This window comes from Aestuariivirga sp. (assembly GCF_037139295.1).
In the GTDB taxonomy this organism is placed as follows: domain Bacteria; phylum Pseudomonadota; class Alphaproteobacteria; order Rhizobiales; family Aestuariivirgaceae; genus Aestuariivirga.
Genome location: NZ_JBAXGR010000052.1, coordinates 1 through 25,291 on the forward strand (window position 1 = coordinate 1; position 25,291 = coordinate 25,291).

The following is a 25,291-nucleotide window of genomic DNA, read 5'->3' on the forward strand; positions in this document are numbered from 1 at the left end:
GCTTCGGGCATCTGTTGCGGGGAAAGCTGGGTCCCGGCTTTCGCCGGGATGACGGGTTTTTGGACTGCAGGATTGCAGGATTGAACCGTCCCTCCCATCCTCCCGTACAACAACGCATGACAATCATCATCATCGGCGCAACTGGCGGCATTGGTGCCGCTCTCTCCCGCAGGCTCGCGTCCGCGGGCCACACCATTCACGCCATCGGTCGCGATGCGGCGAAACTCGCCGCTGTTTCGGCCGAGCTCGGCGGCACCCACGCGGTGGCTGACGTCACTGACCGGACGCAGCTCGAAGCCGCGATCCAGTCCGCCGGATCCTCCGTCTCAGGCCTCGCCTATTGCGTGGGCTCCATCAACCTCAAGCCCGTCACCCGCATCACGGACGAGGATGTGGAGCGCGACTTCCGCCTGAATGCGCTCGGTGCCTTCCGCGCCGTGCAGGCGGCGCTTCCGGCGCTCAAGGCAAGCGGGAACGCCTCCGTCGTTCTGTTCTCGACAGTCGCCGTGGCCCAGGGCTTTGCCTCGCACGCATCGATCGGCATGGCCAAGGGGGCCGTCGAAGGCCTCATGTTGTCGCTCGCCGCGGAGCTGGCGCCGAAGATCCGCGTCAACTGCGTCGCCCCCTCTCTGACGAAGACCCCGCTCGCCGCGGCGCTGACCGGCAATGAGCAGATGGCGACCGCCATCGCCGCCCTTCATCCGTTGCAGCGGCTGGGCGAGGCGGATGACGTCGCCGCCGCCGCGGCCTTCCTGCTGTCGCCCGATGCCACATGGATCACCGGCCAGGTGATCGGCGTCGATGGCGGCCGCTCCTCGCTCCGCACCAAGGGCTGACATGCCGCGCGGCGTGAAGAAGTCCGATTTGCCCTCCAAGCCCTGCGCCGCCTGCGGTCGCCCCTTCACCTGGCGCAAGAAGTGGGAACGTGACTGGGAAAACGTCAAAACCTGCTCCGATCGCTGCCGCGCCGCGCTGAAGAAGCCGAAATGAGCACGCTCCGCATCGTCCTGGGCGATCAGCTGACGCGGGGCCTTTCGAGCCTGCGCGACTATGTGCCGGGCGACACGGTGCTGATGATGGAGGTGGTTGAGGAAGCCACCTATGTGAAGCACCACAAGCAGAAACTGGTGCTCGTCCTCTCCGCCATGCGGCATTTCGCGGAGGAACTCCGTCACCACGGCTTCAGCGTCGACTATGTCCGCCTCGATGACGCCGCCAACACCGGTTCCTTCACGTCGGAAGTTCAGCGCGCCATCGCCCGCCATAAGCCCTCGCGCGTCGTGGTCACCGAGCCCGGCGAATGGCGCGTGCTGGAGATGATGAAGGGCTGGGGTGCCGAAATCGTCTCGGATGACCGCTTCTTCGCCACACCCGCCTCCTTCGCCGCATGGGCGAAAGACCGCAAGCAGCTGCGCATGGAGTTCTTCTACCGCGACATGCGCCGTCTCTCGGGCCTCTTGATGGAGGGCGATGATCCGGTCGGCGGCTACTGGAATTTCGACCACGACAACAGGAAGTCGCTGCCAAAGGACGTGACACCCCCGAAGCGCCGCCGCTTCGAACCCGATCCCGTCACGCGCGAGGTGATGGACATGGTTGCAGCGCGCTTCCCCGATCATTTCGGCGATCTCGAGCCCTTCGGCTGGGCCGTCACCCGCGCGGATGCGCTCGAAGCCCTCGACCATTTCATTTCATCCTGCCTGCCAGACTTCGGCGACTATCAGGACGCGATGAAGCAGGGCGATGCGTTCCTCTACCACTCCGTCATTTCGCCCTACCTGAACATCGGCCTGCTCATTCCCCGCGAAATCTGCGACCGCGCTCAAGCTGCGTGGAGCAGGGGGGATTCGCCGCTCAATGCGGTCGAAGGCTTCATCCGCCAGATCCTCGGTTGGCGCGAATATGTGCGCGGCCTCTACTGGCTGAAGATGCCGGATTATGCCGAGACCAATTTCCTCGAGGCCCGCCGCCCGCTGCCCGCCTTCTACTGGACGGGCAAGAACGAGATGAACTGCATGGCCCAGGCCATCGGCGACACGAAAGCCCACGCCTATGCCCACCACATCCAGCGCCTCATGGTGACGGGCAACTTCGCGCTGCTTGCGGGGCTTGATCCCAAGCAGGTCGAGCAATGGTACTTGCTCGTCTATGCCGATGCCTTCGAGTGGGTGGAACTTCCCAACACCCACGGCATGGCGCTGTTTGCCGATGGCGGCGTCATGGCGTCGAAGCCCTATGCAGCGTCGGGTGCCTATATCGACCGCATGTCGGACTATTGCACTGGCTGCCGCTTCAAGCCCGACGTGAAGCTTGGGCCCAAGGCCTGCCCCTTCAACTACCTCTACTGGGACTTCCTCATCCGCAACGAAGCGAAGCTCAAGGCCAACCCGCGCATGGGCATGCCTTACCGCACGCTCGCCAAGATGGACGCGGAGCGGAAGGCCGATATCCAGCGGCATGCAGTGAAGTTCCTGGACAGCCTCGGGTAGCCGCCAACGCCGAAGCCCTCAAACCACCTCTTGAACTGTAATCAGTCTCGCTACATATAAGCCTCAGGAAAGCGAGGCCCCATGGAAATCGGCATCTACACCTTCGCGGACGTCGGCCCCGGCGGCTCGCACCCGCAGCGCCTGCGCCAGCTGGTGGAGGAAATGGAACTGGCTGACCAGGTGGGCCTCGATGTCTTCGGGCTCGGCGAGCATCACCGGCCTGACTATTCCGTCTCGGCCCCAGCGGTTGCGCTCGCCGCCGGTGCGGCGCACACGAAGAACATCCGCCTCACCAGCGCCGTCACCGTTCTGAGCTCGGAAGACCCCGTGCGCGTCTTCCAGCAATTCGCGACACTCGACGGCATTTCCAACGGCCGCGCCGAGATCATGGCCGGCCGCGGCTCCTTCATCGAAAGCTTCCCGCTCTTTGGCTACGACCTCAACGACTATGAAGCGCTGTTCGCCGAGAAGCTCGACCTGCTGTTGAAGCTCATCGACAACGAAACCGTCAGCTGGCAGGGCGAGCTGCGCCCGGCCCTCGACAAGGTCACGCTCTATCCGCGCCCCGAGCAGCACAGGATTCCGCTGTGGATCGCGGTCGGCGGCACGCCGCAATCGGTGGTGCGCGCGGCAACGCTCGGGCTGCCCATGGCGCTCGCCATCATCGGCGGCGACCCCAAACGCTTCGCACCCTATTTCGATCTCTACCGTGAGGCATGGTTGCGGGCCAACCGCAAGCCGGAGGACGTGAAGTTGAGCCTCAACATGCATGGTTTCGTGGCGGATACGACAGGGGCCGCCAAGGACATCTTCTACGCGCCGCACAACGCAGTCATGAACCGCATCGGCAAGGAGCGCGGCTGGCAGCCCTCGGGCCGGCCCGAGTTCGAGGCCGCCTGCGGCCCCAGCGGCCACCTGCTGATCGGCGATCCGGACCGCGTGGCTGACCGCATCATCGAGCTTCACAAGATCTTCGGAAACAAGCGCATACTTGTGCAAGTGGCCATCGGCGCCATGCCCCACAAGGAGTTGCTGCGCGCCATCGAGCTGCTTGGAACCAGAGTTGCACCCAAAGTGAAGGAGGCCTGCCAGTGAGCCTGCCGCATATCCCTGATCCCGCACCCGGCGATGCCGCGGCAGCGGACTCAATCGAAATGGTCATCGTGCCGCGTGCCCGTGACCTGGGCGGCTTCGAGGTACGTCGCGCATTGCCGGCCGCCCGCAAGCAGATGGTCGGCCCCTTCATCTTCTTCGACCAGATGGGGCCAGCGCTCATGCAGCCGGGGCAGGGCATCGACGTGCGCCCGCATCCGCATATCGGGCTCTCCACCGTCACCTGGCTGTTCGACGGTTCGATCTACCATCGCGACAGCCTCGGTTCCTCGCAGCCCATTTCACCGGGTGAGCTCAACTGGATGACGGCCGGCCGCGGCATCGTCCATTCCGAGCGCACCGCCCCGCCGGAGCTGGCGCGCGAACGCAAGGTCTTCGGCATCCAGAGCTGGGTGGCGCTGCCGAAGCAGTTCGAGGAGACGGCTCCCGCCTTCGACCATGTGGAAGCCCACAAGCTGCCAGTGATCGATGAGCGTGGCATCTCGGCGCGTATCATTGCGGGTTCGCTCTATGGCGCGACATCGCCGGTGAAGACGCACTCAGATCTCTTCTATGCCGATGTTCAGATGACCGCAGGCACCGCTCTGCCGCTGCCTGTCGATCACGAGGAGCGCGGCGTCTATGTCGCCGAAGGCGAGATCGAGGTGGCGGGGCAAGTGTTCGAGCAGGGCCGGTTGCTGGTGTTCCGCCCCGGCGACGCCATCACGCTTCGTGCCAAGGGCAACGCCCGCGTCATGCTGCTCGGCGGCGAGCCCATGGATGGGCCGCGTTACATATGGTGGAACTTCGTGTCGTCTTCGAAGGAGCGGATCGAGGCCGCCAAGGATGACTGGAAGCAGGCACACTTCGCCATTGTGCCGGGTGACGAGACGGACTTCATCCCGCTTCCCGACAAGTAGGGCTCAGTTGCCCAGCATGATGTCGCGCACGTCGCCGGCCGCGATGTTGAAGGTGGCCGTCAGCAGTTCCGCCCCCACGAGGGCGCGCGCGGTGTAGGTGCCTGGCAGCAGCGTCACGTTGGCGTTGATACCGCCGCGCGTGGCGATGGCGCTTCCCGACTGGTCCTCGATCTCCCAGCGCACGCTGGCATTGGGGGCGCCCACGAAGGCCAGCCGCGCGAGGCCCGCCTTGTGCGCAATTTTCACGGTGGCCACGCGGCCCGCTGCCACGTGCACGTCGGCCACTGCCTTGACGTTACCGGTGGAGACCTGGCTTTCGACGCGATAGGTGCCCTGCGGCAGGCGGATGATTTCGCCGGGCGTCACCGACACGGCCATCAGCTTGCGACCATCCATCGAGAACACCCGCACGCGGGAGGCAACCGGCGGAACATCGATCTTTCCCAGCATCGGCTCCACCTTCAGGCCACCGGCATCGAGCACGAAGCTGATCTTGAGGCGCGTTGCGGTCGGAATGCTCACCAGTTTCTCGACCAAGGTCGCGCCATAGCTGGCGTCCACCACATAGTCACCGGGCACGAGCGACACGTCTGCCGTGCCGGCGTCACCTGAATAGACGGTGACACCGTCAGCGCTGCGGATCGTCCAGGATATATTCTGCTGCAGAGGCCCGCCACCGGGCGTGAGGCGGGCGGAAAGTTCGAGGCCCTCGCGGCCCGGCTGTACCAGCTGGATCGCCAGCCCGTGGGCTGCTTCGGCAAGGGCGGGAAGGGTGCTGGCGCAGACGAGAAGCGCCACCGCAATCACGGCGCTGTAGCCGCGTTTGCGATGGCGTGGATGCCGTGCACGGGGTCTGCGGTCGTGCAAAGGCGAAGTTCCTTCTCTCCAAGTTGTGTGACCTAATCATGCAGGGCGACTGCCCGGCAATTTGGATCTTAATGAATGGTTAATGCGCTTGAGCGGCATTGCGTTTTTAAGGCGCGCCCGCCAGAGTGGCGCGATCATGCAGCAGCTCAACGATACGTCCTCCATTCTCGCACTTCTCGCGACGCGGAAATCCGCCTCAGCCAAGTCCATGGGTGCCCCGGGACCGACCCCGGAGCAGCTGTCCGAAATCCTGCGCCTCGGCGTGCGCGTGCCGGATCATGGCAAGCTTGCGCCGTGGCGTTTCATCCTGTGGGAGGGTGAGGCCCGTGCGCGTTTCGGCGACGTTTTGCGGACACGTTGGCAGGCCCTGCACCCCGAGCATGGCGAGCAGTCCTTGAGCTTCGTGCACGACCTCTTCCTGCGCGCACCCACCGTTCTCGGCGTCGTCTCCACCGCGCAGGAGCACCCGAAGATCCCGGTGTGGGAGCAGCAGCTCTCGGCTGCCGCCGTCTGCATGAACATTCTCTATGCTGCCACAGCGATGGGGATCGGCTGCCAGTGGAACACCGACTGGGTGGTCTATGACGCAGAAATCGCCGCGGCCATGGGCCTCGCGCCCCATGAAAAGCTCGCTGGCCTCATCTATCTCGGAACGCCCACCGCGCCGCTGGAAGACCGTCCGCGTGCCGACGTGGCGGCACTCCTCACCCGCTGGCAACCATCATGAAGATCCTGGGCGTTCTCTTCGACAAGGATGGCACGCTGATCGACGTCAATGCCACCTGGGTGCCGATCTACCGTGAGGCGCTGAAGCAGCTTTTCAGCATTGATGATGATGGCGCCGAGACCATGATGGAGGTCGCCGGCTATGACCGCGCCACCGGCATGCTGAAGGCCGGTTCGCCGCTCGCCGGCGGCACCAACCGCGAGATTGCCGCCATCTGGTGGCCGGAGCTCAAGGGCGAGGCGCTCGACGCCCACCTCGAAAGACTCGAGCATCGCTTTGGCGAGATGGTGCGTGACAAGCTGGTGCCGCTGATGCCGCTCGAACCCATCCTCAGCGATCTCCGTGCCATGGGTTTGAAGCTTGGCGTCGCCACCAATGACAGCCACCTCTCGGCCCGCGCCCACATGACGGAGGTGGGTGTCATCGAGCACTTCGATGACATCATCGCCGCCGATACTGTTCCCGTCGCCAAGCCTGCCGGTAACATGATCCGCAAATTCGCGGCATTGACCGGCATTCCCGCAGCCGCCATCGCCATGGTCGGCGACAATCACCATGACATGGAAGAGGCGCGGAACGGCGGGGCAGGGCTTGCCATCGCGGTGCTCTCCGGCAATGCCGGGCGCGAGGACATCGCGCACCTGGCTGATTACACCATCGACAGTGTTGCCGATCTTCCGGCTCTGCTGCGGAGCCTCTGATGTTCTACGATGCAGTGAAGAACGACCACGGCTTTGCGATTGACCCGTTCAAGGCCATCGTGGTGCCGCGTCCCATCGGCTGGGTGTCGTCGCTGTCGCCGGATGGCAAGTCGAACCTCGCGCCCTACAGCTACTTCAACGCCTTCTCGCAGTCGCCGCACTACGTCGCCTTCGGCAGCGGCCCGCGCAAGGACACGATGCGCAACATCGAGGAGACGGGCGAGTTCACTTTCAGCCTCGCCACCTTTGACCTGCGTGAGCAGATGAACGCCACCTCGGCCCACGTCTCGGTGGACGAGTTCGAACTCGCCGGCCTCACCAAGGCCCCCAGCCAGATCGTCCGTCCGCCACGCGTTGCCGAGAGTCCGGCTTCTCTGGAATGCTGCCTCCACCGCATCGTTCCATTGCCCGACGATGACGGCAAGGCGGAGAACTTCCTGATCATTGGGCGGGTGCTGGGCATCCACATCGATGACCGTTTCATCCACGACGGGCGGGTGGATACGGCGGCCATGCGCCCCATTGCGCGGCTGGGCTACAGCGAATACGCCACCGTCACCGAGTCCTGGCGCATGCGCCGGCCCGACTAGGCAATTCCACTCATTTACCGGTTGCGACTCAGTGGCTCCGGACGGCCATTTCATATCTCGCCACCGGAATTGTGCCGCCGTGGATAGGCATGTTCACAAAGCTGTTTTTCCCTGTGGTTCAACTGTTTACATCCTGTGGAAAAGCTGTGGACAACCTTGTTAACCCCTCATTAACCAGCCCGGCGCAGGTTTTCCCCTTACGGACGGCGTGCGGTTGAGCCCCGTCCTGGGGGAGTCGGAGAGGTTTGTGGACATGACAATGTGTCTGCTCATTGATGAAGAGGGAAGGGGCCGGTATCTCGGAGAGATGCTGTCAGGCCTCGGACTCGACACGTCGCTCACCAGCGGCGCGGACGAGGCCATGCGCTTCTGCAATGACAATTCCCCCGACGTGGTGATGCTGTCCGCCCGCGCCAATGGCGCAGCTCCCAAGGAATTCGTCAAGCGCCTGCGACTGTCTTCGCGCGGCAAGCCGCCGGTGGTGTTCCTGTTCGCCGAGACGCCGGATACCGAGATGTTCGGCCAGTCCATACTTGAAGGCGCTGCCGACGTGCTGATGATGCCACTTGACCGCGACCTGCTTCACTTCAAGCTTCGCCAGGCCGGCATCGCCGTCTGATTTCCGTCGCATTGGGCTGAGAGAGGGAGACATGAACAACGCCTCCCTCTGGGTTCTCCTCGCAAGTGCCGCGCTGCTGTGCCTCGGCCATGGCCTGAACGGCTCGCTCGTCTCGCTGTCGGCGGACCAGGCGCAGTTCTCAACTTCCACCACCGGTCTTGTCATGGCGGGCTATTCGGCGGGCATGCTGCTCTCCACCTTCGCCGCGCCCCGCCTGGTGAAGAGCGTGGGCCATGTGCGAACCTTTGGCGGTCTTGCGTCGATCGTTTCCACCGTGGTTCTGCTCTTCCCGCTCTGGGCCAACCCGGTGTTCTGGTTCGTGCTGCGCATTGTCACCGGCCTCTGCGTCTCGGGCATGTACATCGTTTGCGAAAGTTGGCTCAACGCGGCTTCATCGAACCGCAACCGCGGCCAGATGCTGTCGCTCTACATGATCGTCACCTATGGTGCGCTGGGCCTCGGGCAACTGCTGCTCAACATCACCGACACATCGGGCTACATCCGCTTCATCGTGGTGTCTTGCCTGCTATCAATGTCGCTGGTGCCACTCATCCTCGTGCCCTCGGAACAACCCAACGTCGAAGGCGCCAAGAGCGTGAAGATCGCCGACATCTGGCATGCCTCGCCGCTCGCCGTTGTCGGCGTCATTGGCTGCGGTCTTGGGCAGAGTGCCTTCTTCGCGCTGGGTGTCATCTTCGGTCTGGCCATGGGCCTGCCGCTGTTCTGGGTGTCGATCATGATGGCGCTGCCGCCCTTCGGCGTCATCCTCTCGCAATATCCCATCGGCTGGGTGTCGGACCGCATCGACCGCCGCACCATCATCATGCTGCTCAGCCTTGCCGCGGCCATCGTCCCGGCAATCATTCTGGCAGGGGGCTATTATGTCAGCTGGTTCATGCTGATCGCCCTGATGACGTTGTTCGGCGTCGTCTCGCTGCCGGTCTATTCGCTCGTCATCGCCCATGCCAATGATCACCTTCGCAAGGAGCAGGTGCTGGGCGCCTCCGCCAAGCTCGTGCTGCTCTATGGCGTCGGGTCGATCATCGGCCCGGTCCTTGCGGGTTCGCTGATGAGCGAAATCGGAAAGGCCGGCTTCCTCATCTTCATGATCGTGGTCAATGGCGCGCTCGCGGCCTTTGCCTTCTGGCGCAACTGGCGCCACCCGGATCATGTGAAGGCCCATGGCCGCGACGTGATGTCGGTGAGCCCGGTTTCCACCTCGGCGAACGTGCCGCTGTTGCAGGACTGATTGGGTGCCGCGGCCTTTCCCACACGCTCCGGTCGGCATGGTGAACCAAAAATTAAACCTCCGCTGCCATCTTCAGTGGCGGAGACTCACATGATGCAGATCGACGAACGGCAAGAACCCACCTTCGGCCTCGATATCCAGGTTTTCATGGATGTTATCGCCTGTGGCGATTCCGCACGCCGCGTGAACCTTGGGCTTCAGGTCGCCCGCTTCCTTGCCGATCCGGCCACCCCGGCGGGTGAGCGCGAACAGATCCTGCCTGTGGCCCGCCGCCTTGCAGCCGACCCGGACAGCGAGGTCCGCCGCGCCTTCGCCGAGGCGCTCTCGGGCCATCAGGCGCTCGACGCCGATCTCCTATTCACCATTGTCGCCGATGAGGACGACATCGCGCTGCCCTTTCTGGCCGCAACCCCGGCGCTTGATTCACTGCGCATGCAGGCCGTGCTGCGGGCGGGCGGCGAGGCCCGCCAGGCCGTCATCGCCACGCGCCCTGATCTCAGCCCTGACGTCGTCGACGTCATCACCCGCGATGCGCCACTCGTCGTGAATGCCCTGCTGCTGGAGAATGAGGGCGCGAAGCTCGGCCCGGTCCAGTACCGCAGCATCTACCAGCGTTTCGGCGCCGAGAAGGAAATGCTGGAGCGGCTGCTGGCGCGTCCCGGCCTGCCGCCGATGATCCGCATCGTGCAAGCCCGCCGCGCCGCCGCCAACCTTCATGCCATGCTCATCGAGAGATCCTGGCTTTCAGCCTCGCAAGCCGCCGAGCTGGTGGTCGATGCGGAAGAGACCGCAACGCTCGAGGTGCTTGCCGGCGCTTCGGCCTTTGATTTGCCCGCTGCCATTGCCTTCCTCATCGACAACGACATGCTCACGCCCTCGCTCATCGTGCACGCAGCCTGCCAGGGCATCATGCACGTGGTGGCGGAATGCCTGGCCAGCCTTTCCGGCCTGCCGCTGCGGCGCGTCGAGGAGCAGATGTACGAGCGTGGCAAGTTCCGGTCTCTTCACGCGCGTTGCGGCCTGCCGCAGAGCTGCTTCTGGACCCTGCAGGCCGCCTGCGACGTTGAAAGTGACGCGCGCGAGGATGGCATCACGCTGAGTGCCGAGGAATTCGGCGCGCATCTCATCGAAAAGCTGCTCACCCGCTACGAGGCCATGCCGCTCACCGAGCACCCCCGCAACCTCGGTTACATCGGCCGCTTTGCCGCCGAAGGCACCCGGCACCTCGCGACCAGGCTCCGCGCGGACCTGCAGGCGGCAGCTTAACGGCTGGATAAATTTATTGTTCATCATGACCGGGCTTGACCCGGTCAACCTGTTTCTCGGCCCATCTCAAAGGATGGCCGGGTCAAGCCCGGCGATGATGTGGCTCAGAAGAGGCCGCTCACTGTATCAACGAGCGCCTCACTCAGAACCTGAACTGCTCCCGCAGCACGCGCTCAGCCAGGCTGTGGCCGGGGTCGAACAGGATGCGCGCCGCGCGCGTCGTGTCCTGGGCGATCTCCACCTGCCGCACATGGCGCACCTCAACATGGTCGGCCACCGCCGCCACCGGGCGCTTGTCGCCCTCGTTGATGGTGATCGTCACCTTTGCGGCGGACGGCAGGATGGCGCCGCGCCAGCCGCGCGGGCGGAAGGCGCTGATCGGCGTCAGTGCCAGAAGGTCCGAATTGATCGGCAGGATCGGTCCGTGGGCGGACAGGTTATAGGCCGTGCTGCCGGCGGGTGTCGCCACCAGAACGCCGTCGCAGGTCAGTTCTTCCAGCCGCGGCTTGTCGTCGATGGCAATCGTCAGCTTCGCCGCCTGGTGGCGCTGGCGGAGCAGGGACACCTCGTTGAAGGCGATGGCGCGGTGCGTCTTGCCGGTCTCGTCCACCGCCGTCATGGCGAGGGGATGAATGGTGGTCAGCTCCGCCGCCGCCAGCCGCTCCATCAGCCCGTCGGCCCCATAGTCGTTCATCAGGAAGCCCACCGTGCCACGGTTCATGCCGTAGATCGGAATGGAGGTGGAGACGAAGCGGTGCAGCGCCTGCAGCATCAAGCCGTCGCCGCCGAGAGCCACCACGCAGTCGGCCTTGTCCGGGTCTGCATTGCCATGCCGCGCGGTCAGGGTCTTGGCGGCTTCGCGAGCTTCGGGCGAGTCCGACGCGAGGAAGGCGATCGAGCGGAATGTCATGCCGTTTTCATCGCCCCATTTCACCGCGTTGACAGGTCAAGTGATTGCCTACATTGAAGGCCGGTCCCTTGGCAACCCTGAGAAAACCACTCCGCATGCGCGATATCGTAATATGCTCGACCTGCAAGTTCTCGGCAACCGAGAAGCTGGCCCCCGACGGCCGCACCGGCGGCGAGACGCTGATCGCCCACATCGCAGATGCCATCGCCGCCCGAGGGCTCGACCTTCCCGTGGTTCCCCAGGCCTGTCTCTGGAATTGCACCAAGCACTGCAGCGTGGTCCTGCGCGACCACGACCGTTTCACCTATTTCACCGGCAACCATGAGCCGAGCCGCGAGCAGGCCGAGGCCATCCTCGACTGGTTTGCCCTCCACGGTGAAAGCGAGACGGGCGAAGTGCCCTTCCGCCAGTGGCCGGACCGCATGCGCGGCCACTTCATCGCCCGCATCCCCCGGGCCCCGGCATGAGCAGCCTCACCCTCGTCCTCGGTGGTGCCCGTTCCGGCAAGAGCAGCTTTGCTGAAAACCTCGCCCGCCAGCACGGCGGTCCGAGGAGCTACATCGCCACAGCCGAACCCTTCGACCATGAGATGCGCCAGCGCATCGCCCGCCATCGTGAGCAACGGGCAGGGGATGGCTGGAAAACTATCGAGTCGATACTCGATCCAGCTTCTGTGTTGCCGCGTGAGGGCCTGGTGCTCATTGATTGCATCACCGTCTGGCTCGGCAATCTCATGCACCATGGCCGTGACCTGAAGGCCGAGGTGACCAGGTTTTGTGCAGCTCTCGAGGCCTGCCCTGCAGAGGTCATCGTCGTCTCGAGCGAGGTCGGCCTCTCCATCGTCCCGGAGAACGCCATGGCCCGCCGCTTCCGTGATGAGCAGGGGCTCGCCAACCAGGCCTTGGCCGCGATTGCTGACAATGTTTACTTCATCGCCGCCGGGTTGCCACTCAGGCTCAAGGGTTGATGCCTACGGCGGCAACAAAAAGCGCAACCAAGAGCAATCCGAAAAACAACAACCACATCGCGCGTGACAACACGCGCACACCACGCCGGATGTCATCGCGCGTGATGCTGTCCCGCCCTTCGCCCATGTAGGGCAGGTCGACCATCTCGCCGTTGTAGCTCCGGGGGCCCCCGAAGCGCAGGCCCAGCGCCGCCGCCATCGCCGCCTCCGGCCAGCCCGCATTGGGAGACTGATGCCGTGGTGCATCCCGCCGCATTACCGCGACGATCTCCTTGAACCGCGACGGTTCTGCCGCCGCGAAGAGATAGCCCGTGAGCCGCGAGGCGAGCAGGTTCACGACGTCGTCCAGCCGCGCCGCCGCCCAGCCAAACCACTGATATTTCGCGTTTTTGTGGCCGATCATGGAGTCCGCAGTGTTGATCGCCTTATACATGGCGATCCCGGGAAGGCCGAGCAGCGCATACCACAGCACCGGCGCCACGATGCCATCCGAGGCATTCTCAGCCAGGCTTTCCAGCGCTGCCTTGGCCACCCCGGATTCGTCCAACTCTGCGGGGTCACGCCCCACGATCATGCTCACCTTCTGCCGCCCTTCGGCAAGTGAGCGGCCGAGTCCGTCATAGACGGCAACGACATGATTTTTCAGCGATTTCTGCGCAATTAGCGTGGTGGCGAACAGCACTTCCGCCAGCCATCCGAACGGCCAGTGGGTGAGGATCCGTGATAGGTAGTAGGTCGGGATGAAAGCCGCCGCCAGGAGGAGGGCCACCGCAACTGCCCCGCGCAAGCGACCTTCCTGCGGCGAAACACCTAGTACATTTAATTGCTTGTCGAGCCAGTCGATGAGCTTGCCGATCCACACCACCGGGTGGCTGATGCGGTTGAACAGGGGTTGCGGGTAACCCGCGAACCGCTCGATGAGCAGGGCCCAGGCGGCGCGCCCAAACACCAAAACCGGCCAGTCCATCAGACTTCCTTCGCCAGCGACAGGATGAGGTCGAGGTCGAGATTTGCCTCAAGATGTGCCCCCAACCCGTCAAGCACCCGCTCGATGGTCTCTTCAAAGCGTAGCTCACTGGCCTGAACACCCAGCGATGTCAGGAACTTGGCGCGGAATTCATCGCTCCCGAAACAGCCATGGAGGTAGCTGCCCATCACCTGCCCGGATGCGCTCACTGCGCCATCGGGCCGCCCCTCCAGCAGCGCGAAGGGCCGCGCACAATCCGCGCCTGCGGTGTTGCCAAGGTGGATTTCATAGCCGTCGATTGCTGCCCCGCTGGGCACATGCGTGCCGGTCACGCGGGTCAGTGTCTTGTCCGGGAGCAGGGTGGTGTCGACGTTCAGAAGGCCCAGTCCGGCGGTGCTTCCAGGCGCCCCCTCAAGCCCTTGTGGGTCGCTGATCGTCTTCCCCAGCATCTGGTATCCACCACATAGGCCGAGCACCAGGCCGCCGCGCCGCACATGAGCCAGGAGGTCGATGTCCCAGCCCTCCTTGCGAAGCGCGGCCAGGTCCGAAACCGTTGATTTTGAACCCGGAATGATCACCAGTCTATTGTCACCGGGGATCGCTTCACCGGGCTGCACGAACGTCAGCGTCACGCCGGGTTCGAGTCTTAGTGGATCGAGGTCATCGAAATTGGCGATGCGGGGTAGGCGCAAAACTGAAATTCGCATGCCATTTTGATGGCTTGCGAGTGCATCCTCAAGCGCCACTGCATCTTCGGCAGGCAGGCTTCTCGCCGCCTCGAAGTGTGGCACAATGCCCACACATGGGGTCCCGGTGCGGGTTTCCAGGAAATGCCGACCTTCGGAAAACAGTTCCGGATCACCGTGGAACTTGTTGATCAAGAACGCTTTCAGTCGAACACGATCGGTCTGTGGAAGAATGTCGAATGTTCCCGCGATGGATGCGATCACGCCGCCGCGGTGAATGTCGCCGATCAATATGGCGGGAAGGTCGGCGGCCTCGGCGAACCCCATGTTTGCGAGGTCACCGTCGCGCAGATTGATCTCGCCAGGGCTTCCAGCACCTTCCACCAGCACAACGTCGGTCAGCGCCGCAATCTCATGAAAACTCTCAAGACATGCACCCATGTAATTCATGCGGCTACGAAAATACTCTCTTGCAGTCATTGAAGCATGGCGTTTTCCCTGCACGATCACCTGCGCGCCCGTGGTGGTTTCCGGTTTCAGCAGGATGGGGTTCATGTGTACCGAGGTTGGAACCCGCGCGGCCCGCGCCTGCAGCGCCTGGGCGCGACCGATCTCACCGCCGTCCGCGGTCACCGCCGCGTTGTTGGACATATTCTGCGGCTTGAAGGGTTGCACCCGTAAGCCTCTGTTTGCAAAAGCTCTTGCGAGGCCGGCAACGATGAGCGACTTGCCGACGTCCGATCCCGTGCCCATGAACATGATGGCCCGGGTCACGGCGCCACCGCAATCACGTGGGCGTAGGAGCCCATCACGCGACCTCGCCGCAAGCCCATGTTCTCCAATGCATTTCCGGTTGCGTCCCGCGCGCCAAACAGGCGATCGGCTTTGGCTTCGGCGATCACCGTGGAATAATGGAACTCATGGGCCGTCAGCTTGCCGGTCCAGGGTCCGCCGGTCAGTGGCTCAAGCTTCCGGTAGCCGAGGTGCAGCTTGCGCTTGGCGAAGCTTGTCGTGACCGGCAGCAACCCCGCCATGGCATGGCTCATGCCGTTGGAATCTATCAGGCTTTCGCCCAGTACCATGTATCCGCCACACTCGCCATAGACCAGCCCGGCGTGGTGGCGCAGCCCATCGAGGAAGCGCGTGTTCGAGGCAATCCGCCCGGCATGGAGTTCGGGATATCCCCCCGGAAGGAACACTGCTCCCACATTGGCATCGGGCGCCTGATCGGCCAGCGGCGAAAAGAAGGAAAGGCAAGCTCCCAGCTGGCGCCAGCCATCGAGCAAGTGTCCATAAGAAAAGGAAAAAGCATCATCCCGTGCAACGGCGATGGACTGTGCGAGAGGGGGCAGCGTCGATGCATCTGCAGCGCCGGCAAGCGGCAGGGCGAAGTCAAGAATCTGTGCCAATGCCGCACCGTGGTTCACCCGTTGCGCAGCCGCCTCGATGAACGCCTCGAGGTTTGGGTTCTCCTGTGCCTGCACCAGTCCAAGGTGGCGGGACGGCCATGTCAGGCTGTCATCATTCCGGAGCACCAGCAGCACCTGCTCGCCCAGCGCCTCGCGCAGAAGCAACTCATGGCGGTCGCTGCCGGTGCGGTTCAGGATCACGCCGGCGATGTCCAAATCCTTGTGGAAGCTCGAAAAACCGTGAACCAGGGCAGCCGCAGACTGCGCCTGGTGGCGGCAATCCACTACGAACAGCACTGGGAGACCAAGCATCACGGCGAGGTCGGCGGTCGATCCCTTTGCGCCGCGCGGACCGTCGAACAGGCCCATGACACCTTCGATGATCAGGAGGTCGGTGTCCCGAGCCAGTTCGGCAATCAAGCCCTTGATCTGGCTCGGAGACATGGCCCATGGATCAAGGTTGTAGCAGGCTTTGCCGGTGGCGGCCTCGTGGAAGCGCGGGTCGATGTAATCCGGTCCCACCTTGGCCGACGCGACCCGGACCCCTGCGTTGCGGAAGGCCCTCAGAAGTCCGAGCGTAATCAATGTCTTGCCGCTTCCGGAGGAGGGGGCGGCAACGACGATGGCCTTAGCCAACCGGGTTCTCCCGCAAGGGCCCCTTGTACCAGTCGAGCAGTGAACGCCAATCGGCTGCCTTGCCAACCACCACGATGGCCGGGGTCGGCGGTTCATTGGCGGCCACGAAGTCTCCGGCCCCGCCCAGCGTTGTGGAGGCTACTGCCTGATGTGGCATGGAGGCATTGGACACGATGGTCACCGGGTCATCCGTTGCCCGTCCGCCCGCCATCAATGCGGTGGCGATCTCGCCTAGGTTTTTCACCGCCATGTACATGACAATCACCGGGGAGGCCAAGGCGACGGCATCCCAGTTGACGTTGGCCGGCATGTTGCCGGTGGCGTCGTGGCCGGTCAGGAAAATGACGGAATGGTTTGTATCACGGTGGGTTGCAGGCATTCCGGCATAGGCCAGTCCACCAATCCCGGCGGTGATTCCGGGCACGATGCGGAAGGGGATCTGCGATGTCGCCAGGTGCTGGCACTCTTCTCCGCCGCGTCCGAACATGAACGGATCGCCGCCCTTCAGACGCAGCACGCGCTTGCCCGCCTGTGCGAGGTCGATGAGGCGCAGTGTGATGTCCTTCTGAGTGGGCGACGGCTTGCCGCCACGCTTGCCCGCATATTCGAGTTCGGCCCCGACCTTAACCCAGCGCAAGATGTCCGGGTTCACCAGCGCGTCGTAAACCACCACGTCGCAATTCTGCAGCGCATGGTAGCACATCAGCGACATCAGGCCCGGTGCGCCGGGGCCAGCACCCACCAGCCACACCCATCCCGGCTCGAAACTGGGGAAGGTCTCGGCATCCAGCCGGGCGAAGCCCGTCTGCTGTTCGCCGGAGTTCACCCAGTCGCCGATCCTTTTCGTTGGTCCAAGTCCCATGGCAGCCTTATACATTGGCCTCATGCGAAGAGAGAAGCCCGAAGGCGAATTAAGGCGCGGCTGGACCACGGGCGCATGCGCAACGGCGGCAGTGAAGGCGGCTTTTGCGGCATTGCGGACGGGAGAATTCCCGGATCCCGTGTCGATCACCCTGCCCAAGGGCGAAACGCCAGCCTTTCCATTGGCCTTGGAAGAGAAGGGCGCGGGCTGGGCGCGGGCCGGAATCATCAAGGATGCAGGCGACGATCCGGACGTTACCCATGGCTGCATGGTGGTCGTCACCGTCCGCGAAGGCGGGGAGGGCGTCCGCTTCAAGGCGGGGCCGGGCGTCGGAATGGTGACCAAGGCGGGACTGCCCATCCCGCCAGGTGAGCCCGCCATCAACCCGGTACCGCGCCAGATGATGCGGGATGTTATCGCCGAGCTTGGCGGAACGGGCGTTGAAATCGAGATTTCGATCCCCGGTGGCGAGGCATTGGCGGACAAGACCTGGAACCCCCGGTTGGGCATTGTCGGGGGGCTATCCATCCTCGGGACGACCGGCATCGTTAACCCGTTCTCATGTGCGGCCTGGATATCCTCCATTCACCGCGGCATCGACGTCGCCCGAGCCATGGGACTTGGCCACGTGGCGGGCTGCACGGGGTCCACGTCGGAAGACGCGGTGCGCGCTCACTATGGTCTGCCGCTCGAGGCGATGCTCGACATGGGAGATTTTGCCGGCGGCCTTCTCAAGTATTTACGCACCCACCCGGTTTCCCGGGTCACCATCGGCGGCGGTTTCGGCAAGATCACCAAGTTGGGGCAAGGTGCGCTCGATCTTCACTCCGGCCGATCGCAGGTGGATTTCAATTGGCTTGCGGAGTTGTGCCCCGAGCTGCCGCGCGAGAAGATTCTCACAGCCAACACTGCTCAGGAAGTGCTGGATATGGCTGGTGAGATCGATATCGCGCACCGCGTTGCTGCTGCGGCTCTCGCTACCTTGAGGGGCGTGCTGAAAGGCGCGACTGTCGTGGCGGATGTCATCATCGTGTCCCGCAAGGGCGACATCATTGCCCATGCCGCGTGACCGCATCCTCATCCTGGGCGGCACGCGCGATGCGCGGGAGATTGCTGATGCGCTGGTGGCTAGGGGCCGCAATGTCATTACATCTCTCGCAGGCGCCACCACGCAACCGGTCTTGCCGTCTGGCGACGTGCGGATAGGTGGCTTCGGCGGCGTAGACGGATTGAAGTCCTACCTGGAAGCCGAGCAGATTGGTCTCGCCATCGACGCCACCCATCCCTTCGCAGCGCGCATGTCGGCGCAGGCCTTCGAGGCCTGCCAGTCCAGTGGAGTGCAGCTGATCCGCTTTGAGCGCGCAACATGGTCTGCGGCGGAAGGCGATGATTGGACGCATGTATCTTCACCAGCGGAGGCCGCCAGAACGGTTCCCGCAGGGGCTCGCGTTTTGCTCACCACCGGCCGAAAGGACCTGCAGCCGTTCTTTGACCGCCATGACATTTCTGGCATCGCACGGATGATCGAGGCGCCCCCCGCTGACCCACCCGCGAACTGGGAGATTCTGCGCGAGCGGCCACCCTTCGGTGTTCAGGACGAGACCGCGTTGATGGCTGCGAATGCCATCACGCATCTCGTTACCAAGAATGCCGGTGGTGCGGCCACAGAAGCCAAGCTGAAGGCGGCGCGGGAACTGAAGATCCCGGTCATCATGGTCACCCGCCCAACCAAGCCGGACCTTCCCTGCTTCGAGACCGTAGGCAAACTTTTGGTGGTTGTGGAAGGGGTGCTTTCTCCTTGACCTCCTACCCGTTTTCCGATTGTTTTGATGTGTAACCGGGGGACTCATTCGCCCCTAGGGTGCTGTAACTCGTCGTCAGGACGGCGCAGCCTGTGCTGCACGGGTCAGAAAGAGGAATATCGATGAATAACAAGCTCATAACCCTCATGCTCGGCGCGGCTGCAAGCGTGGTGCTTGCCGGATCCGCAAGCGCGGGCACGCTGGATGATGTGCGCCAGCACGGGTTCGTGCAGTGCGGCGTGAGCCAGGGGCTGATGGGCTTCTCGGTGCCCGATGCTCAGAACAACTGGACCGGCATGGACGTCGACTTCTGCCGCGCCATTGCCGCCGCAGTGCTGGGCGATGCAACCAAGGTGAAGTTCACACCCTTGACTGCCAAGGAGCGCTTCACGGCACTGCAATCGGGTGAGATCGACGTGCTCTCGCGCAACACGACCTGGACGATGAGCCGGGATACCTCTCTCGGCCTGAAGTTCGCCGGCATCATGTATTATGACGGCCAGGGCTTCATCGTGAACGGCAAGAAGCACCCGGAGGTCAAGTCGGTGAAGGATCTTGCGGGGGCCACCATCTGCACCCAGTCGGGCACCACCACCGAGCTCAACATCGCCGATTACTTCAAGTCGCAGAAGCTGGACTACAAGCTCCTGACATTCGAGAAGAACGACGAGGCGATTGCCGCCTATCAGGATGGTCGCTGCGACAGCTACTCGACTGACCAGTCCGGCCTCTATGCACAGCGCCTGAAGATGCAGACGCCGGACGACAACGCCGTTCTGCCAGAGATCATTTCGAAGGAACCGCTTGGACCGGTGGTTCGTCAGGGTGACGATGCTTGGTTCAACGTCGTGAAATGGGTCTATTTCGCGCTCGTGAACGCCGAGGAACTTGGCCTCACCTCGAAGAATGTCGAGGAGATGAAGACGACTTCCACCAATCCCGAAGTGCAGCGCTTGCTAGGTGTTGCGTCGTCTGACGGCAAGGCCGCCGGTTTCGGCATCGGCATGGGTCTCGACGAGGGCTGGGCCGAGGCTGCCATCAAGCAGGTCGGCAACTACGGCGAAATTTTTGACCGCAACGTCGGCAAGGACTCGCCGCTCAAGATCGAGCGTGGCAAGAACGCGCTGTGGAAGGATGGCGGCCTGCAATACGCTCCGCCGGTTCGCTGAGCCATCACAAAGACTTGGAAACCCGGGGCAATGCTCCGGGTTTCGCATTTGTGACAACTGAGGTTCGCTTCCAATGAGCTTTGAGGCGACCGCACGGCGGCAGAGCCGGTCATCAATCTGGAACAGCGGGCGCTTGCGTGGCATTGCCCTGCAGGGCTTGCTGGTGCTGGGACTTGCGGCGCTTTTCTATGATCTTGCTTTAAACACCGCCGCCAATATGGCGAGCCGGCACATCGTGTCCGGGTTCGATTTCCTGTGGCGCAAGGCCGGCTTCGAGGTGTCGTTCTCCCTGATCCCCTATTCGGGTGAGGACAATTATGCCCGGGCGTTGATGGCGGGCTTTTTCAATACGTTACTGGTATCGGTCATCGGCATCGTGCTGGCCAGCCTGCTGGGGCTGGTGATCGGACTGATGCGGTTGTCGCGCAACTGGCTCGCTTCGCACATCGCTGCGGGCTACATTGAACTGGTTCGCAACATCCCTTTGTTGCTGCAGCTTTTCATCTGGTACCGGCTGGTGCTGACGCCGCTGCCGCAGGCGGCTGATGCGATCACCGTCGGATCTGCGTCGCTGTCGAACAAGGGACTGACACTACCTGCACCGATCTTTGGTCATGATGCGTGGATGGTTTGGGTTGGTTTTCTGGTTGCTGCCGTTGCTTCCTGGATGCTGTCGCGATGGCGCAGGCGACAACAGGAAGCAACCGGAAAAAGCATGCCGACGGGGATGCTTTCGGTGTTGCTGTTCGTTGCTTTCCCGTTGCTGTTTCTTGCCGCCGTTGGTTGGCCCGTGAGCTTCGACTATCCGGTGAAGGGCAACTTTGGATTCTCAGGCGGCATGACGCTGGTGCCTGAATTCATGGCACTGCTCCTGGCCCTGTCGATTTACACGGCAGCCTTCATCGCGGAGGCGGTCCGCGCCGGGATCATGGCGGTATCCAAAGGACAGAGCGAGGCAGCTGCCGCACTGGGCCTGAAGCCCGGCCTCGCCATGCGCCTGGTGGTGCTGCCGCAGGCGTTGCGGGTGATCATCCCGCCACTGACGAGCCAGTATCTGAACCTGACCAAGAACTCGTCCCTCGCGGTGGCGATCGGCTACCCTGACCTCGTTTCCACGGGCGGCACGATCCTCGGCCAGACGGGGCAGGCGATCGAGGTTGTGACGATCTGGATGGTCGTCTACCTGAGCCTCAGCCTGCTCACGTCGGGCTTCATGAACTGGTTCAACGCCCGCCACCGCCTGGTGGGGAGGTGAGGGCATGAGCATTGCCTATGTGCGCGAGCGCGACGCGCCGCTCAGGCCACCACCTGCGGGCACCGCGGGCGCGCTGGGGTGGCTGCGTGAGAACCTTTTCTCAAGCCTCGGCAACAGCCTGCTGACGGTGCTGCTGGCGCTGGTGATCGGCTATCTCGGCTGGTCGGTGCTCGACTGGGCGGTGCTGCGTGGGGTGTGGACGGGTGTCGACCGCGCGGCCTGCGCCATCGACAATGCGGGGGCCTGCTGGCCCTTCGTGTGGGAGAAGTTCCCGCAGTGGATCTTCGGCTTCTATCCTATCGCGGAACGCTGGCGGCCGGTGACGGCCTTCCTGATCGGGGCGGCGGCGCTGGTGCCGATGCTGATGCCGGGCGTGGGGGCGAAGAAGTGGAACGCGCTGTTCCTGCTCGTCGTCTACCCGGTCATAGCTTTCGAACTGCTGGCGGGCGGACTGTTCGGCCTGTCCGAGGTGGAGACCACGAGCTGGGGCGGGCTGACGGTGACACTGGTCGTGGCCATCACCGGCATCGTGTTCTCGCTTCCACTCGGCATATTGCTGGCGCTGGGGCGGCAGTCGGAATTGCCCATCATCCGTTCGGCATCGATTGCCTTCATCGAGCTCTGGCGCGGGGTGCCGCTCGTCACCGTGTTGTTCATGGCGAGCGTGATGCTGCCGCTGTTCCTGCCCAATGGCGTGAGCCTCGACAAGCTGATGCGGGCCATCGTTGGGCTTTCGCTCTTCGCGTCTGCCTACATGGCCGAGGCGGTGCGCGGCGGCTTGCAGGCGGTGGCCAAGGGCCAGACCGAGGCCGGCCTTGCGCTGGGCCTCAGCCGCTGGCAGACGACACGCAAGATCGTGCTGCCGCAGGCGCTGCGCATCTCGATCCCCAATATCGTGGGTATCTTCATCGGACTGTTCAAGGATACGACGCTGGTGCTGGTGGTTTCGATCTACGACTTCCTCGGCATCATCAATGCCGGGTTGCAGGATTCGAAGTGGGCTGCTCCGCAGACAGCCAACACCGGCTATTTCGTTGCGGCGCTGGTCTATTTCATCTTCTGCTTCGCCATGTCGCGCTATGCGTTGTTCACCGAGCGCCGCCTCGAGCAGATGGGGAGACGCTGATGCCGCAGACGGCTGTCCAGTTCATCGGCGTCAACAAGTGGTTCGGCAGCTTCCACGTGCTGCGCGACATCAACCTCGACGTGGCGCAAGGCGAGCGCATCGTGATCTGCGGGCCGTCGGGCTCCGGCAAGTCGACGCTCATCCGCTGCATCAATCGGCTGGAACAGCACCAGGAAGGCCGCATCATCGTCGACGGGATCGAGATCAACGATGACGTGAAGGCCATAGAGGAGGTGCGTCGCGACGTCGGCATGGTGTTCCAGCACTTCAACCTGTTCCCCCACCTCACCGTGCTGGAGAACTGCACGCTGGCCCCCATCTGGGTGCGCAAGATGCCGAAGCGTGAGGCAGACGCGCTGGCCATGAAGTTCCTGGAGCGGGTACGCATCCCCGAGCAGGCGCACAAGTATCCCGGTCAGCTTTCGGGTGGCCAGCAGCAGCGGGTTGCCATCGCGCGTGCGCTGTGCATGACGCCAAAGATCATGCTGTTCGATGAGCCAACGTCGGCGCTCGACCCCGAGATGGTGAAGGAGGTACTCGACACCATGGTGACGCTGGCCAGCGAGGGCATGACCATGCTGGTCGTCACCCATGAAATGGGCTTTGCCCGGCAGGTGGCCGACCGGGTGATTTTCATGGACCAGGGCCAGATCGTTGAAATGAATGCGCCGGAGGCGTTCTTCGGCAATCCCCGGAACGAGCGGACCCGGCTGTTCCTCAGCCAGATCCTGCGCTAGTTTCGCCCCATCACGGAGGAATCGGAATGAAAGCTCTTGTTGCCGCTGCGGCGCTGTTTCTGGGTATGGCGAGTGCCGCTGGCGCCGCGACGCTGGATGACGTGAAGGCGCGGGGCAGCCTCAATTGCGGGGTGAACCAGAACCTCCAGGGCTTCGGGGCCAAGGGAGCCGACGGCGCCTATGTCGGCTTCGACGTCGATTTCTGCCGCGCCGTGGCGAGCGTGGCCCTGGGCGACCCTGCCAAGGTGACCTATGTGCCGCTCAGTGCCCAGGAACGCTTCGACGCGTTGAAGTCGGGCAAGGTGGACGTGCTGGCCCGCAACACCACATGGACCATGGACCGCGAGACGGCGATGCCGCTGCGCTTCGCCGGGATTTCCTACCATGACGGGCAGGGCTTCATCGTGAAGAAGCTTCTGGGCGTCACCTCGGCCCTGCAGCTGTCGGGAGCCTCGATTTGCTTCCAGACGGGCACCACCACCGAAAGCAACGTCGAGGACTTCTTCCGCGAGAAGGAAATGACTTTCGTTCCGATGCGCTTCGACACGCTCGACGACCTAGTCAAGGCCTTCGACGAGGGCAAGTGCGATACCTTCACCACCGACATGTCGGCGCTTTATGCGGTGCGCCTCAGGCTCAAGAACCCGGATGACGCCATGGTGCTGCAGGACGTGATTTCGAAGGAACCGCTGGGACCGGCCGTGCGCCAGGGCGACGAGCAGTGGTTCAACATCGTACGTTGGACGCTCTATGCGCTGGTCAATGCCGAGGAGCTGGGCATCACGAGCGCCAACGTCGATGACATGAAGGCCAAATCCAAGAACGCCGCCGTGCAGCGCCTGCTGGGCGTCAACGGCGCGGGCGGCCCGAGCATGGGCCTCGATGCCGACTGGGCGGCCCGCACCATCAAGGCGACGGGCAACTACGGCGAGATCTTCGACCGCAACCTCGGGCCCAATACGCCACTGGCGATCAACCGTGGTCTCAATGCGCTCTGGAACGCGGGCGGGGTGCTTTACGCGCCGCCGATGTGAGCCTGAACTTTGCTGTGCCATGTGTGATGTCTGGATTGGCCGGGGATTGAACGATGAGTGCTGATCGTTTGCGCATGGTGATGGTTGGCTTGGCACTGGGCATGATTGGCGCAAGCGTCGGCCTTGGTGCTACGAGCGCCGCCACGCTGTCGGACAAGAAGCCGAACAGCGGTGTTGCCGCGGCCCATGACATGCCGGTCCAGGGCATCGATGTTTCCTATTTTCAGGGCAACATCGACTGGAAGAAGGTGAGCCGTGCAGGCATCCGCTTCGCCTACATCAAGGCGACCGAGGGCACGGATCGATTTGACCTGGAGTTTCGCGACAACTGGGCCGGGGCGAAGAAGGCCGGCGTCGTGCGGGGCGCCTATCACATGATGTACTGGTGCAGCTATGCGAGCGAGCAGGCATCCTGGTTCCTGCAGCACCTGCCGAAGGACGCCGACACGCTGCCGCCGGTGCTCGATGTTGAATGGAACGGCTACTCCAAGACCTGCCCGCACGAGATTTCCCGCACGTCGGCACTGGCAAAGATCAAGGTCATGCTTGACGCGATCGAAGCGCAGACGGGTAGGCGTCCGATCATCTACACCGATCCGAAGTTTCACCGCGATGTGCTCGCAGGTGAGTTCACGGATTATCAGTTCTGGGTCCGCTCGGTTGCTGCGAAACCGAGAGCGAAGTACCCCGGGCGTGACTGGTCGTTCTGGCAGTTCACCACCACGGGGCGCGTGCCCGGCGTGGCGGGCGCTGTCGACCGCAACACCTACAACGGCACCGTGGCCGACTGGAAGCGCGTGGAGAAGCGGCTGCAAGCCAACGGCGGCGCCACGGGCGCGGTACCTGCTTCCGCAGAGTGATGATGCTTCCGAGGTTGTATTGGTCGGTGGCTAAGATGCCCGCTGCTCCGTCACCGAGGCCCGTGAGGGAACAGGAATGAAGGGAGTCATCTGACGCACAGGTTGCGGGCCAAACTGTGCAGCGTCGGCTACCCGCATGCTGCCGCCCCCTGTAGGATGACCGACTTGCCGCGCTCATTGGAGAGGTGGAACTCATCGCGAGGACTGCCTTTCGCTCTGGTCTTTGAAATCGCTGGCGGATCGGTCCAGGGCGAGAGGCATTCGCCCGTAAAGGGGCGTGGCATTTTCACCGCTTTTACTTGTTGCCTTCCTTCTCCCGCTCCGGCCGGATGTGCAGGTCGAGCGGGGGTG

Annotated in this window: 27 protein-coding genes; 21 read left to right on the forward strand and 6 right to left on the reverse strand. The window is 63.4% G+C overall.

What is annotated here, in order from left to right; genetic code table 11:
- The first annotated feature begins 116 nt into the window (after positions 1 to 116).
- The 5 genes from WCJ41_RS13395 (at position 117) to WCJ41_RS13415 (ending at position 4,501) form a co-directional block, all read left to right on the forward strand.
- The gene (locus WCJ41_RS13395; protein WP_336906334.1) at positions 117 to 836 is read left to right on the forward strand and encodes an SDR family oxidoreductase; all 720 of its coding nucleotides are present in this window, start codon (positions 117 to 119) and stop codon (positions 834 to 836) included.
- A gap of 1 nt (position 837) precedes the next feature.
- Positions 838 to 990, forward strand: coding sequence for a DUF2256 domain-containing protein (locus tag WCJ41_RS13400; RefSeq protein WP_336906335.1), 153 nt, complete (start codon positions 838 to 840; stop codon positions 988 to 990).
- On the forward strand, positions 987 to 2,489 hold the full coding sequence (locus WCJ41_RS13405; protein ID WP_336906336.1) for a cryptochrome/photolyase family protein: 1,503 nt from the start codon (positions 987 to 989) through the stop codon (positions 2,487 to 2,489). Before WCJ41_RS13400 ends, WCJ41_RS13405 begins: the two co-directional genes overlap by 4 nt.
- A gap of 81 nt (positions 2,490 to 2,570) precedes the next feature.
- A complete protein-coding gene (locus tag WCJ41_RS13410; protein ID WP_336906337.1) occupies positions 2,571 to 3,584 on the forward strand; it encodes an LLM class flavin-dependent oxidoreductase in 1,014 nt (337 codons plus the stop codon).
- Positions 3,585 to 3,643: 59 nt separating this feature from the next.
- On the forward strand, positions 3,644 to 4,501 hold the full coding sequence (locus tag WCJ41_RS13415; RefSeq protein ID WP_336906360.1) for a pirin family protein: 858 nt from the start codon (positions 3,644 to 3,646) through the stop codon (positions 4,499 to 4,501).
- 3 nt (positions 4,502 to 4,504) lie between these two features.
- Here the strand turns inward: WCJ41_RS13415 and WCJ41_RS13420 are convergent, their stop codons facing one another.
- Entirely contained in the window at positions 4,505 to 5,368 is an 864-nt protein-coding gene (locus WCJ41_RS13420; RefSeq protein WP_336906338.1) for a hypothetical protein, read from the reverse strand.
- A 136-nt stretch (positions 5,369 to 5,504) separates the two neighbouring features.
- Between WCJ41_RS13420 and WCJ41_RS13425 the strand changes: the two genes are divergently transcribed.
- From WCJ41_RS13425 to WCJ41_RS13450, 6 genes are all read left to right on the forward strand, one after another.
- Entirely contained in the window at positions 5,505 to 6,095 is a 591-nt protein-coding gene (locus WCJ41_RS13425) for a nitroreductase (RefSeq protein ID WP_336906339.1), read from the forward strand.
- Positions 6,092 to 6,796, forward strand: a complete 705-nt coding sequence (locus WCJ41_RS13430; protein ID WP_336906340.1) for an HAD family hydrolase — start codon at positions 6,092 to 6,094, stop codon at positions 6,794 to 6,796. The genes WCJ41_RS13425 and WCJ41_RS13430 overlap by 4 nt, the downstream gene beginning before the upstream one ends.
- Positions 6,796 to 7,386, forward strand: coding sequence for a flavin reductase family protein (locus tag WCJ41_RS13435; protein WP_336906341.1), 591 nt, complete (start codon positions 6,796 to 6,798; stop codon positions 7,384 to 7,386). Before WCJ41_RS13430 ends, WCJ41_RS13435 begins: the two co-directional genes overlap by 1 nt.
- A 259-nt stretch (positions 7,387 to 7,645) precedes the next feature.
- A complete protein-coding gene (locus WCJ41_RS13440; protein WP_336906342.1) occupies positions 7,646 to 8,005 on the forward strand; it encodes a hypothetical protein in 360 nt (119 codons plus the stop codon).
- Between the two features lie 31 nt (positions 8,006 to 8,036).
- Complete coding sequence (locus WCJ41_RS13445; protein ID WP_336906343.1) at positions 8,037 to 9,254, forward strand: MFS transporter; 1,218 nt, start codon at positions 8,037 to 8,039, stop codon at positions 9,252 to 9,254.
- A 90-nt stretch (positions 9,255 to 9,344) separates the two neighbouring features.
- Positions 9,345 to 10,520 (forward strand): DUF2336 domain-containing protein, encoded by a 1,176-nt coding sequence (locus tag WCJ41_RS13450; protein ID WP_336906344.1) that lies wholly within the window; start codon positions 9,345 to 9,347, stop codon positions 10,518 to 10,520.
- 142 nt (positions 10,521 to 10,662) lie between these two features.
- Here WCJ41_RS13450 and WCJ41_RS13455 read toward each other — a convergent pair whose 3' ends face one another.
- The gene (locus WCJ41_RS13455) at positions 10,663 to 11,430 is read right to left on the reverse strand and encodes an NAD kinase (protein ID WP_336906345.1); all 768 of its coding nucleotides are present in this window, start codon (positions 11,428 to 11,430) and stop codon (positions 10,663 to 10,665) included.
- A gap of 95 nt (positions 11,431 to 11,525) precedes the next feature.
- Between WCJ41_RS13455 and WCJ41_RS13460 the strand changes: the two genes are divergently transcribed.
- Together WCJ41_RS13460 and cobU are read left to right on the forward strand one after the other, a co-directional pair.
- The gene (locus WCJ41_RS13460) at positions 11,526 to 11,897 is read left to right on the forward strand and encodes a DUF1636 domain-containing protein (RefSeq protein WP_336906346.1); all 372 of its coding nucleotides are present in this window, start codon (positions 11,526 to 11,528) and stop codon (positions 11,895 to 11,897) included.
- Positions 11,894 to 12,397 carry a bifunctional adenosylcobinamide kinase/adenosylcobinamide-phosphate guanylyltransferase gene (gene cobU / locus WCJ41_RS13465; RefSeq protein WP_336906347.1) on the forward strand — a complete coding sequence of 168 codons (504 nt, stop codon included), beginning with the start codon at positions 11,894 to 11,896 and terminating at the stop codon, positions 12,395 to 12,397. Before WCJ41_RS13460 ends, cobU begins: the two co-directional genes overlap by 4 nt.
- Here the strand turns inward: cobU and cbiB are convergent.
- Genes cbiB through cobA form a run of 4 tightly spaced genes read right to left on the reverse strand, consistent with a single transcriptional unit; the run spans position 12,387 to position 16,957 of the window.
- Positions 12,387 to 13,364, reverse strand: coding sequence for an adenosylcobinamide-phosphate synthase CbiB (gene cbiB / locus WCJ41_RS13470; protein WP_336906348.1), 978 nt, complete (start codon positions 13,362 to 13,364; stop codon positions 12,387 to 12,389). The two genes, cobU and cbiB, sit on opposite strands and share 11 nt — an antisense overlap.
- Positions 13,364 to 14,824 carry a cobyric acid synthase gene (locus tag WCJ41_RS13475; RefSeq protein ID WP_336906349.1) on the reverse strand — a complete coding sequence of 487 codons (1,461 nt, stop codon included), beginning with the start codon at positions 14,822 to 14,824 and terminating at the stop codon, positions 13,364 to 13,366. Before WCJ41_RS13475 ends, cbiB begins: the two co-directional genes overlap by 1 nt.
- On the reverse strand, positions 14,821 to 16,095 hold the full coding sequence (locus WCJ41_RS13480; protein ID WP_336906350.1) for a cobyrinate a,c-diamide synthase: 1,275 nt from the start codon (positions 16,093 to 16,095) through the stop codon (positions 14,821 to 14,823). Before WCJ41_RS13480 ends, WCJ41_RS13475 begins: the two co-directional genes overlap by 4 nt.
- Positions 16,088 to 16,957: a uroporphyrinogen-III C-methyltransferase gene (gene cobA, locus WCJ41_RS13485; RefSeq protein WP_336906351.1), complete on the reverse strand. Its 870-nt coding sequence runs from the start codon at positions 16,955 to 16,957 to the stop codon at positions 16,088 to 16,090. The genes WCJ41_RS13480 and cobA overlap by 8 nt, the downstream gene beginning before the upstream one ends.
- Here cobA and WCJ41_RS13490 point away from each other — a divergent pair.
- The 8 genes from WCJ41_RS13490 (at position 16,956) to WCJ41_RS13525 (ending at position 24,940) form a co-directional block, all read left to right on the forward strand.
- Positions 16,956 to 18,026 (forward strand): cobalt-precorrin-5B (C(1))-methyltransferase, encoded by a 1,071-nt coding sequence (locus WCJ41_RS13490; RefSeq protein WP_336906352.1) that lies wholly within the window; start codon positions 16,956 to 16,958, stop codon positions 18,024 to 18,026. The genes cobA and WCJ41_RS13490 overlap by 2 nt on opposite strands.
- Positions 18,016 to 18,759: a cobalt-precorrin-6A reductase gene (locus WCJ41_RS13495; protein ID WP_336906353.1), complete on the forward strand. Its 744-nt coding sequence runs from the start codon at positions 18,016 to 18,018 to the stop codon at positions 18,757 to 18,759. Before WCJ41_RS13490 ends, WCJ41_RS13495 begins: the two co-directional genes overlap by 11 nt.
- Positions 18,760 to 18,881: 122 nt before the next feature.
- Complete coding sequence (locus tag WCJ41_RS13500; protein WP_336906354.1) at positions 18,882 to 19,928, forward strand: amino acid ABC transporter substrate-binding protein; 1,047 nt, start codon at positions 18,882 to 18,884, stop codon at positions 19,926 to 19,928.
- A 73-nt stretch (positions 19,929 to 20,001) separates the two neighbouring features.
- A complete protein-coding gene (locus WCJ41_RS13505; RefSeq protein WP_336906355.1) occupies positions 20,002 to 21,183 on the forward strand; it encodes an amino acid ABC transporter permease in 1,182 nt (393 codons plus the stop codon).
- A 4-nt stretch (positions 21,184 to 21,187) separates the two neighbouring features.
- Positions 21,188 to 22,309 carry an amino acid ABC transporter permease gene (locus WCJ41_RS13510; protein ID WP_336906356.1) on the forward strand — a complete coding sequence of 374 codons (1,122 nt, stop codon included), beginning with the start codon at positions 21,188 to 21,190 and terminating at the stop codon, positions 22,307 to 22,309.
- Entirely contained in the window at positions 22,309 to 23,046 is a 738-nt protein-coding gene (locus tag WCJ41_RS13515; RefSeq protein ID WP_336906357.1) for an amino acid ABC transporter ATP-binding protein, read from the forward strand. The genes WCJ41_RS13510 and WCJ41_RS13515 overlap by 1 nt, the downstream gene beginning before the upstream one ends.
- A gap of 26 nt (positions 23,047 to 23,072) precedes the next feature.
- Positions 23,073 to 24,080: an amino acid ABC transporter substrate-binding protein gene (locus WCJ41_RS13520; RefSeq protein WP_336906358.1), complete on the forward strand. Its 1,008-nt coding sequence runs from the start codon at positions 23,073 to 23,075 to the stop codon at positions 24,078 to 24,080.
- Between the two features lie 53 nt (positions 24,081 to 24,133).
- Positions 24,134 to 24,940, forward strand: a complete 807-nt coding sequence (locus tag WCJ41_RS13525; RefSeq protein ID WP_336906359.1) for a GH25 family lysozyme — start codon at positions 24,134 to 24,136, stop codon at positions 24,938 to 24,940.
- The last annotated feature ends 351 nt before the right edge of the window (positions 24,941 to 25,291 follow it).